The sequence below is a fragment of the Bacillus cereus group sp. N24 genome, from assembly GCF_016483345.1.
In the GTDB taxonomy this organism is placed as follows: domain Bacteria; phylum Bacillota; class Bacilli; order Bacillales; family Bacillaceae_G; genus Bacillus_A; species Bacillus_A toyonensis.
In genome coordinates this window covers 50,156-61,301 of record NZ_JAEHCA010000027.1, presented here as the reverse complement: position 1 = coordinate 61,301, position 11,146 = coordinate 50,156, and the positions used below count along the sequence as shown (strand labels likewise).

Sequence of the window (11,146 nt, the reverse complement as noted above, 5' to 3'; positions counted from 1 at the left end):
CCATTAGCTCAGTTGGTAGAGCATCTGACTTTTAATCAGAGGGTCGAAGGTTCGAATCCTTCATGGCTCACCATTTTCGCGGAAGTAGTTCAGTGGTAGAATACAACCTTGCCAAGGTTGGGGTCGCGGGTTCGAATCCCGTCTTCCGCTTTATTACTACGGGGCCTTAGCTCAGCTGGGAGAGCGCCTGCCTTGCACGCAGGAGGTCAGCGGTTCGATCCCGCTAGGCTCCATATAAATAGAGAAAGCGTACATCATATGATGTACGCTTTTTTTTTGTTTAAAAAGACAACTTTCATATTTGTCGTTTAAAATGAAGAAAATGTAAAAATAAAGGATGGGGGATAATTGTGAAAGTTGTCATTGCATCTGATTCATACAAAGAAAGTCTAAAGGCTATAGAAGTATGTGAAGCTATTGAAAGAGGTTTTGGAGCAATTTTTCCTAAAGCAGAGTATGTAAAAATACCAATTGGAGATGGTGGTGAAGGAACTGTTGATTCACTTGTTGATGCCACAGGAGGAAGCGTTGTATCACTTTATGTGACAGGACCGCTTAGAGAAGGCGTACAAGCTTTTTATGGCATTTCTACAGATAAAAAGACAGCGTTTATTGAAATGGCATCGGCATCTGGATTACAACACGTTCCGGTTGAAAAGCGAAATCCATTCATTACAACGTCAAAAGGAACAGGAGAGCTTATATTACATGCGCTAGACCAAGGAGTTAAGCATATTATTTTGGGGCTTGGAGGAAGCGCTACAAATGATGGTGGGGCAGGTATGTTATCGGCTTTAGGAGTAAGGTTTATAGATGAAAAGGGTGAAGTAATAGATCCATCTGGAGGAACATTACATTCGATTGTCACGATTGATTTTTCACGAATGGATTCACGCCTAAAGGAGATAACGATAGAAGCGGCGTGTGATGTAAATAATCCATTAGTCGGAATGAGAGGGGCATCTTTCGTATTTGGTGCTCAAAAGGGTGCGGATGTAGAGATGCTGAAAAGGCTAGATGAGAATTTAAAGCATTATGCGACTATTCTTAAACGATATGTATCTTTGGATGTATCTGAAATACCTGGTGCAGGAGCGGCAGGAGGTATGGGAGCAGCTGTTATTGCGGTGTTAAAGAGAAGCTTACGAAAGGGTATTGAAATTGTATTGGATCATACAAATTTTGATAAGCATATAGAAGATGCGGATTTAATTATAACTGGTGAAGGTAGAATAGATGAACAAACAGCATATGGAAAGGCTCCTGTTGGTGTCGCGGGGCGAGCGAAACGTCTTCATATTCCTGTGATTGCTATAGGAGGATCGGTATCTCCAAATTATCCAGTTGTTTACGAAAAGGGAATCGATGCAGTATTTAGTATTACGCCTTTTCCAATGGCACTAGAAGAGGCATATAAGATGGCAAAAGAGAATATTGAAATGACAGCAAGAAATATTGCAGCAGTATGGAAAATTGCATCGAAAAAACACTTCTAAATGTAGAAGTGTTTTTTATTATTATCTAATAATAATGATAGCAGTTGTTTCATTAAGTTAACTTTATACATAAAATGGTCTTAAAATTTGGATTTCAACATAAATATAAGTGAATAAATTGTATATCCATACAGAAAAATGTCGAGTTGAGTCAGAGTATATAAAAGATTTAAAATATTTAGTGAAGGCATAAAAGGGGGATACTATCTATGAAAAAAGAAATCTCAGTTATTGGAGTTCCAATGGATTTAGGACAGATGCGTCGTGGAGTTGATATGGGCCCGAGCGCGATCCGTTATGCAGGGGTAATTGAAAGAATTGAAGAAATTGGATATAACGTTAAAGATATGGGAGATATATGTATAGAGAGAGAAAAAGAAGTTGATGAAAATACAAAATTAAGAAACCTTACACAAGTTGCGACTGTATGTAATGAATTGGCAAGTAAGGTGGATCATATTATAGAAGAAGGTCGTTTTCCACTTGTATTAGGTGGTGACCATAGTATCGCAATTGGTACACTAGCTGGTGTGGCAAAACATTATAAAAATTTAGGTGTTATTTGGTATGATGCACATGGAGATTTAAATACGGAGGAAACTTCACCATCTGGTAATATTCATGGAATGTCACTTGCAGCAAGTTTAGGCTATGGACATCCCACGCTTGTAGACTTATACGGGGCATATCCAAAGGTGAAAAAAGAGAACGTTGTAATTATCGGTGCACGTGCATTGGATGAAGGAGAAAAAGACTTTATTCGCAATGAAGGTATTAAAGTATTCTCGATGCATGAAATTGATCGTATGGGTATGACGGCTGTTATGGAAGAAACAATTGCTTATTTATCTCATACTGATGGTGTACATCTATCATTAGATTTAGATGGTCTTGATCCTCATGATGCACCAGGAGTTGGAACGCCTGTAATTGGTGGTCTATCGTATCGTGAAAGTCATTTAGCGATGGAAATGTTAGCGGAAGCTGATATTGTTACATCTGCTGAGTTTGTTGAAGTAAATACGATTTTAGATGAGAGAAATAGAACGGCAACAACCGCGGTTGCTTTAATGGGTTCTTTATTCGGTGAAAAACTAAAATAAATGTAAGAAAAGCAACTGAGAAGTTGCTTTTTTTATTTGAAAATAGGCGTATAATAATGATTTATATTATACTGTACGATAAGATTGTTTGACATCTTACCAATTTGATCTAAAGGGGGTTGTTTGTAATTGTCGTTTGTTTCATGTATGGTATAATTAACTAGTTGTTGGAAATACATACAGATAGAGCATAAAACAATATTTCAATATATGGATAGAATTGCTCGTAAGTAGGAGGAAGGGTTAGCATGCCTTTTGAAGATACGACCATTTTGAAATATCTTAGTACGGTATTAGATATTGCCGTTGTATGGTTTATTATATATAAGCTAATTCTTATAATCCGAGGGACAAAAGCTGTTCAACTTTTAAAGGGGATTACAGTTATTATTGTCGTTCGGATGATTAGTATTTTCCTTGAATTGCATACGCTTTATTGGCTAACGGAACAAGTATTAACGTGGGGATTTTTAGCCGTTATTATTATCTTCCAGCCAGAATTGCGAAGAGCACTTGAGCAGCTAGGACGCGGAAGTTTATTTTCGCGTGTTGGAACTCAGGAGGATGATGAACCTGAAATTGTTGCAACATCGATAGCAAAAGCAACGGAATATATGGGAAAACGTAGAATTGGTGCATTAATTACGTTGTCAAAAGAGACCGGAATGGGTGATTATGTGGAAACGGGTATTCCGTTAAATGCAAATGTATCATCGGAGTTACTCATTAATATTTTCATTCCAAATACGCCTCTTCACGACGGAGCCGTAATTATGCAAGGAAGTACAATTAAAGCAGCGGCTTGTTATCTTCCATTATCAGAAAGTCCCTTTATTTCTAAGGAGTTAGGAACAAGGCATCGTGCTGCAATGGGAGTTAGTGAAGTCACTGATAGCATTACAGTAGTTGTATCTGAAGAAACAGGCCAAATTTCTTTAACGAAAAATGGTAAGTTGCATCGTGATTTGAAGACGGAACAACTGAAGGATATGTTATTAGCAGAATTTAGTGGGAACGAAAAAACGACTTCTTCGTCTTTATGGAATTGGAGGAGAAAGCGTCATGGATAAGTTAATGGAGAATCATTGGTTTTTAAAAGGAATCTCATTACTATTGGCGTGTATGCTTTTTATGTCCGCAACTTTAACTGAAAAGAATACGACATCGGGTATATTACCTTTCGCAAATGATACGAAAGAAACATTAACTAATCATGCTATTAACCTTAAGTATGATGAAGATAAATATATTGTAAGTGGTATTCCGGCAGAGGGCGTTAAGGTGAAGTTAGAAGGCCCAAAAGCAGCAGTTGCTACAGCAAAAGCAAAAAAACAATTTGATATAACGGTTGATTTGCGAGATAGTCCAAAAGGGACTTATGAAGTTTCTTTGAAAACGAACGGGCTTCCAGATGATGTGAAGGGAACAGTTCAGCCATCAACAATTAAAGTTACTCTTCATGAAAAAGCGAGAAAATATGTTCATGTAGACTTAAAATTATCAAATGAGGATCAGATGCCAGCTGGTGCTACTCTCGAAAAATCAAACATTAAACCTGATACTGTTGAGGTAGTTGGGACGAAAGAAGAAATCGAAAGTATTTCATCTGCTAAGGCGTATATTGATTTAAAAGGTGTTAATAAAACTGTTACAAAAACAGCTGAAGTTACATTATACAATAAAGAAGGAAAACGTTTAAATGTAAGAACAAGTCCATCTAAAATTAGTGTAACATTGAATGTGGCGACGCAAGCTACGGCCAATAATACGGAAAAAACTGTTCCTGTAACGTATACGAAAAAGGGGAGTTTACCAGAAGGATTGGCCGTTACAAATATTAGCGTTGAACCGAGAGAAGTAACGATAGCGGGTCCAAAAGATATTTTGGATAATATACAATCGATAGAGGGGGTCGAAGTAGATCTTAGTCAATTGACTGAGTCTACAACATTCGATACCTCTGTTTTATTGCCAAAGGGTGTAACGAGTTCTAAACCAAATCAAGTGAAGGTTTCCGTAGGGGTACAAAAAGTAAAACAAACGAAAACTAGAACAATTGAAGGTGTCTCGATTCAAAAAAATGGAGTTTCTAAAGATGTCACTGCTCAGCTACTTTCGCCACAGGATGGAAAGATAAGCGTTGATATTTCAGGAGAAGCAAGTATAGTAGATAAAATAACAGCTGCTCAAATAACAGCGGTAATTAATTTGCAAAATGTATCGCCAGGGACGAAGGATGTTTCGATTCAAGTGAGCGGTCCTGGTAATATTTCAATAGAGCCAAAACAAAAAAGTGCTAAAGTTACTATTGTGAAGAAAGAAAAGCCAGATCAAGAAGTACAGGGTAATGGTGAACAACCCGATTCAAATAATAATCAAGATAATCAAACTGAAAAACCAAAAGATCCTGAAACTAATCCAGAAAAAGACCAGGACAAAGAAAAAGAAAAAGACAAAGATAAAGATAAAGAACTTAGTCAAGAACCAACAGTAGATAATCAAAAAGAGCAAGAAAAAGGAGCGAATCATAATGGGTAAATATTTTGGTACAGATGGAGTACGTGGAGTTGCGAATGAGGAATTAACACCTGAATTAGCTTTCAAAATTGGACGTTTTGGTGGTTATGTATTAACAAAAGATACAGATCGTCCAAAAGTAATTATCGGTCGTGATACACGTGTATCTGGTCATATGTTAGAAGGAGCTTTAGTAGCAGGTCTATTATCAACTGGAGCAGAAGTAATGCGCCTTGGTGTTATTTCTACACCGGGTGTTGCTTATTTAACAAAGGCGTTAGGTGCACAAGCGGGTGTGATGATTTCTGCATCTCATAATCCGGTACAAGATAACGGAATCAAATTCTTCGGTTCAGACGGTTTTAAATTAACAGATGAGCAAGAAGCAGAAATCGAAGCTTTATTAGACAAAGAAGTTGATGAATTGCCACGTCCAACAGGTACTAACCTTGGACAAGTGAGCGATTACTTTGAAGGTGGACAAAAATATTTACAATACATTAAACAAACTGTAGAAGAAGATTTCTCTGGTTTACATATCGCTTTAGATTGTGCACATGGTGCAACGTCTTCTTTAGCGCCGTACTTATTTGCGGATTTAGAAGCTGATATTTCAACAATGGGAACTTCACCGAATGGTATGAATATTAACGCTGGAGTAGGTTCTACGCATCCTGAAGGCCTAGCAGAATTAGTGAAAGAAAAAGGTGCTGATATCGGTCTTGCTTTTGATGGTGATGGTGACCGTTTAATCGCTGTAGATGAAAAAGGAAACATCGTTGATGGCGATCAAATTATGTTTATTTGCGCGAAGTACATGAAAGAAACTGGCCAACTAAAGCACAATACAGTTGTTTCAACTGTTATGAGTAACTTAGGTTTCTACAAAGCACTTGAAGCAAACAATATTACAAGTGACAAAACTGCAGTTGGTGATCGCTACGTAATGGAAGAAATGAAACGCGGTGGTTACAACTTAGGCGGAGAACAATCAGGTCACATTATCTTACTTGATTACATTACAACTGGTGATGGAATGTTAAGTGCACTTCAACTTGTAAACATCATGAAAATGACGAAAAAGCCATTATCTGAGCTTGCAGGAGAAATGACTAAATTCCCACAATTACTAGTAAATGTTCGTGTAACAGATAAAAAATTAGCATTAGAAAATGAAAAAATTAAAGAAATTATTCGTGTTGTAGAAGAAGAAATGAACGGTGATGGCCGCATTCTTGTTCGTCCATCTGGAACAGAACCGCTTATTCGTGTAATGGCAGAAGCACCGACACAAGAAGTTTGTAATGCATATGTACATCGTATTGTAGAAGTTGTTAAAGCTGAAGTTGGCGCTTAATAATTTGTTGAATTTATTTTAAAAGGAGCACAAGAAGTGCTCCTTTTTCATATGTTTTAAAGACGATGAAAAAAATTTCATTGACGGTTTATAATGTTTGTTATAAGATTGTCTTGTTCTTTTTCTCAAAGTAAATGTTGTAAATTATAAAAGCGCCAGAACTACAAGTAGTGTAGTTGACGAGGTGGAGTTTTATCGAGATTTCGGCGGATGACTCCCGGTTGTTCATCATAACCGCAAGCTTTTACTTAAATCATTAAGGTGACTTAATGGACAAAGGTGAAAGTGTGATGAGAGAAAAGGAACGGATGAAAACTAGCTGTATAAGTATATACGGACTTAAACCCAATCGAGAGGAAGGTGAAAGCCGTTACAAGCTTACAGGGCTAGCAATATGTAATCCGTTTTTTAGTATAAATAAAAATGGTATCGGACTATGTCGTTACATGTTCGCAGAGCAGTGTAAGCATTTGTAACGGCGACTAAACATGTGTGGAATCGTAGGATTTATTGGAGAACAAGATGCAAAGGAAATTTTATTAAAAGGTTTAGAAAAACTAGAATATCGTGGATATGATTCAGCAGGTATTGCAGTACAAGCAGAGAACGGTGTTGTTGTGTACAAAGAAAAAGGCCGTATTGCAAAACTTCGCGAAATCGTAGATGAGAACGTAGCAGCAAGCGTAGGTATCGGACATACACGCTGGGCTACACACGGTGTTCCAAGTAAGGTAAACGCGCATCCGCATCAAAGTACATCAAAGCGCTTTACACTAGTTCATAACGGTGTAATTGAAAACTATGAATTAGTGAAAAAGGAATATTTACAAGATGTAACGTTCGTAAGTGAAACAGATACAGAAATTATCGTACAGCTTATGGAACAACAAGTGAGCACAGGATTAAGTGTAGAAGAAGCGTTCCGTAATACGCTATCTCTTTTACATGGCTCTTATGCAATCGGATTACTTGATGCTGAAAATCCAAACATGATTTATGTTGCTAAAAACAAAAGCCCGCTATTAGTAGGTGTTGGTGACAACTTTAATGTTGTGGCGAGCGACGCTATGGCGATGTTACAAGTTACAGATCAATTTATTGAGTTAATGGATAAAGAAATCGTAATCGTAACGAAAGAAAGCATTACAATTAAAAACTTACAAGGTGAAACGATTGAACGTGCACCGTTTACAGCGGAATTAGATGCAAGTGACATTGAAAAGGGAACATACCCTCATTTCATGCTTAAAGAAATTGATGAGCAACCACTTGTAATCCGTAATATTATTCAAAAGTATCAAGATGAAAATGGCGAAATTGAATTAGATCAAGATATCCGCAACGCGATTTTAGATAGCGATCGTATTTACATCATTGCATGTGGAACGAGTTATCATGCAGGTCTTGTTGGAAAACAATTTATCGAGAAGTTTGCAAAAACACCAGTTGAAGTACACGTAGCAAGTGAATTCTCTTACAACATGCCATTATTAACAGAAAGACCATTCTTCATTTACATTTCACAAAGTGGTGAAACAGCTGATAGCCGTGCAGTACTTGTGCAAACAAATGAAATGGGTCATAAAGCATTAACAATTACAAACGTACCTGGTTCTACGCTTTCTCGTGAAGCTGACTATACACTTCCACTATACGCTGGACCAGAAATTGCGGTTGCATCAACGAAAGCTTACACAGCACAGCTTGCAGTACTTTCAATCTTAGCGGCTGACATTGCTAAAGCGAAAGGTGAAGTTCTTGATTTCGACTTAACACACGAACTAGGAATTGTAGCAAATGCAATGATAGAACTTTGTGATCAAAAAGAAGAAATGGATGCATTAGCAAAACAATTTTTAGCAACAACGCGTAACTGTTTCTTCATCGGACGTAGCGTAGACTTCTACGTAGGATTAGAAGGTGCGTTAAAACTAAAAGAAATCTCTTACATCCAAGCAGAAGGATTTGCTGGAGGAGAATTAAAACACGGTACAATCGCTTTAATCGAAAATGGTACACCAGTTATCGCACTTGCTACACAAGAGCACGTAAACCTTGGAATTCGCGGTAACGTGAAAGAAGTAGTAGCACGCGGAGCTAACCCATGTATCATCTCAATGAAAGGCTTAGAAATGGAAGGAGACAGCTTCGTATTACCAGCTGTACACGAAGCACTAGCACCGCTAGTAGCAGTTATTCCATTACAACTTATCTCATACTACGCAGCACTTCACCGCGAGTGTGACGTTGATAAGCCACGTAACTTAGCTAAATCTGTTACGGTTGAGTAGGAGATTGGTAGATTGGAAATAAATTTGTGAAGCCTCACCCCTTTGGATATTTTTATCTAAAGGGGTGTTTTTGTGTCCAAAAGAAAGAGAACATTTAAAATCGATAAGTGGATTAAAGAGGAGAAAGGAACTAGCAGTGGGAATGGACAGAAGCCCTACTGATTAAAGGTTCACTTTATCGGATTTGGAACGAAATCACTTTTGTTTATCTGAATTTTCTAGTAATATTTTAAGTATTCATGAACAGTTTTCTTTATTACTACAAGAAAAGACGATTGTTATTGCTGAAGAGCTTGGGATGAAACACCTAGCTGATCCAATTGAACGGGAATCTTGGGAGTGTAGATGCATTAATTGACTAGACATGACGAGGGGGGGTTATTAATGAAAGTGAAAGAAAAAACATATTTAAGTATAGAAGAGATTATTTCATTACCGGCCTTATCAAGTACAAATATAAGTGATGATGGCAAAAATGTAGCGTTTGTTAAAAAGACAGCTAACTGGAAAGACAATACATATAGAAATCATGTATGGATATATGAAAAGGAAAAGGGGAAGAGTTACCCATTAACAATTGGAGATATAGATAGTACATATCCATTATGGTCTCCAGATTCTAAGGGTATCGCATATCTTAGCCCTGTTGGAGATGGGAAAAATCAGATCTTTTTTAAGTCACTAGACGGCTATAGTGAGGTTCAAATTACTGATGAGAAAGAAGGAGTCAGTAATTTCAAATGGGAGCCTACTGGTAAAGGTTTTTATTATATTGCACAGTCAAAAGAATGTGAGGAGATAAAGAAACGTAAGGAACGATATGGAGATTTCCATCATGTAGGTAAGGAACATCAGAATAATTGTTTATACTACATTGAAATAGAAAAAGTGAAACAAAATGATAAACAGGAACAGAAGGTTAGCGGTGTTTATCAACTAACGGACGGTAAGGATTTTTATATACATAACTTTGATATTTCAAATGATGGGAAAAAGGTTGTATGTATGGCTACACCAAGCCTAAACGATTATATGAATGGTGATCTATATATATTAGATGTTGAAGCTGGGGAACTACAAAAGATGAATATAGATACGTTGTTAGGAGCGAGCATCTGCTTTTCTCCTGAGGGCGATAAAATATGTTACTCAGCAAGCATAAGAGAGAAGGATTACTATAGAAATCATATACAAGATAATACATTAGAGATATATGATATGAATACTGGAGAGGTAATTCAGCCTCTAACAAACTTTGATAGTACGGTTACGCCATTACAGTGGACAGCTAAAGGAATTTTAATTAGATGGCAGGATAAAACGAATTATCGTATTGGATTACTAGCTGAAGATGGCACTGTGGAAGCATTAAGCGACAAGGTAGATGGCTTTATAATGGATGCCTCTATAACAAAGGATGGAAATCATATAACCTATAATAAGGCTATAACAAATGAAACCTTTGAAATCTATTTGGATGATAAAAGAATAACGGATGAAAATAGCTTTTTCGAAGACAAGCTTAAAAGTAATAGGGAAATCATCTCATGGAAAAGTAGTGATGGCCTTGAAATTGAGGGTGTGTTATCAACCCCAGCAGAGTTTGACTCAAATAAAAAATATCCCTTATTAGTGGTAATTCATGGTGGTCCAGCTTGGGCATCCTTTCCGATATTTTCAGACTGTTTTAATGAGAAATATCCGATTGAACAGTTTATCGAAAAAGGCTTTATCGTTTTAGAACCAAACTATAGAGGAAGTTCTGGTTATGGTAATGAATTTTTAAAAGCAAACTATAGAAAACAGGGAATTGCTGATTATGATGATGTTATATCTGGAGTAGATGCACTAGTTGAAAAAGGGATTGTAGATAAAGATAGAGTAGGAGTTATGGGATGGAGTAACGGAGGATATATATCAGCTTTCTGTTCTACATTTAGTAGTAGATTTAAAGCTATTTCAGTTGGAGGTGGAATTACGAACTGGAGTACTCATTATGTAAATATAGATATCCCTTACTTTATTAGAATGTATTTAGGAAATGCGCCATGGAATGATCCAGAGATATATAAGAAGACATCACCAATGACATATATTAAATCAGCCTGTACGCCTACCTTAATTCAACATGGGGAAAAGGATGTAAGGATTCCAATTACAAATGCATATGAGCTATATGAAGGGTTAAGAGATATGGAAGTTGATACAGAGTTAATTATATTTAAAGGAATGGCATATAGTCCTAATCAGCCAGGAGTGAATGTAGCTATTATGAAGCAGAACTTGATGTGGTTTTCACATTATATTCTTGGGGAAAGTATGGATGGATTTCGTACTATATAATGGATATTCGTACAGGGATTTTTCGTTGTGCAATCGGGT

8 protein-coding genes and 2 tRNA genes are annotated in these 11,146 nt (G+C 36.9%); all 10 read left to right on the top strand.

Going from position 1 to position 11,146, the window contains the following annotated elements; translation table 11 throughout:
• The first annotated feature begins 78 nt into the window (after positions 1-78).
• The 10 genes from JDS95_RS25585 (at position 79) to JDS95_RS25540 (ending at position 11,107) form a co-directional block, all read left to right on the top strand.
• Positions 79-150, top strand: a tRNA-Gly gene (locus JDS95_RS25585).
• Positions 151-160: 10 nt separating this feature from the next.
• Positions 161-233: transfer RNA gene (locus tag JDS95_RS25580), tRNA-Ala, on the top strand.
• 117 nt (positions 234-350) lie between these two features.
• A complete protein-coding gene (locus tag JDS95_RS25575) occupies positions 351-1,496 on the top strand; it encodes a glycerate kinase (protein WP_199690870.1) in 1,146 nt (381 codons plus the stop codon).
• A gap of 209 nt (positions 1,497-1,705) precedes the next feature.
• A complete protein-coding gene (gene rocF, locus JDS95_RS25570; protein ID WP_000711579.1) occupies positions 1,706-2,599 on the top strand; it encodes an arginase in 894 nt (297 codons plus the stop codon).
• Positions 2,600-2,847: 248 nt separating this feature from the next.
• Positions 2,848-3,669: a diadenylate cyclase CdaA gene (gene cdaA / locus JDS95_RS25565; protein WP_001115710.1), complete on the top strand. Its 822-nt coding sequence runs from the start codon at positions 2,848-2,850 to the stop codon at positions 3,667-3,669.
• The gene (locus JDS95_RS25560) at positions 3,662-5,137 is read left to right on the top strand and encodes a CdaR family protein (protein ID WP_000359587.1); all 1,476 of its coding nucleotides are present in this window, start codon (positions 3,662-3,664) and stop codon (positions 5,135-5,137) included. Before cdaA ends, JDS95_RS25560 begins: the two co-directional genes overlap by 8 nt.
• The gene (gene glmM, locus JDS95_RS25555) at positions 5,130-6,473 is read left to right on the top strand and encodes a phosphoglucosamine mutase (protein ID WP_000521472.1); all 1,344 of its coding nucleotides are present in this window, start codon (positions 5,130-5,132) and stop codon (positions 6,471-6,473) included. The genes JDS95_RS25560 and glmM overlap by 8 nt, the downstream gene beginning before the upstream one ends.
• A 290-nt stretch (positions 6,474-6,763) precedes the next feature.
• Positions 6,764-6,949 (top strand): hypothetical protein, encoded by a 186-nt coding sequence (locus JDS95_RS25550; protein ID WP_033659100.1) that lies wholly within the window; start codon positions 6,764-6,766, stop codon positions 6,947-6,949.
• Positions 6,950-6,961: 12 nt separating this feature from the next.
• Positions 6,962-8,764, top strand: coding sequence for a glutamine--fructose-6-phosphate transaminase (isomerizing) (gene glmS / locus JDS95_RS25545; RefSeq protein WP_000334150.1), 1,803 nt, complete (start codon positions 6,962-6,964; stop codon positions 8,762-8,764).
• 384 nt (positions 8,765-9,148) lie between these two features.
• Positions 9,149-11,107, top strand: a complete 1,959-nt coding sequence (locus JDS95_RS25540; protein WP_199690869.1) for a S9 family peptidase — start codon at positions 9,149-9,151, stop codon at positions 11,105-11,107.
• Positions 11,108-11,146 lie beyond the last annotated feature (39 nt).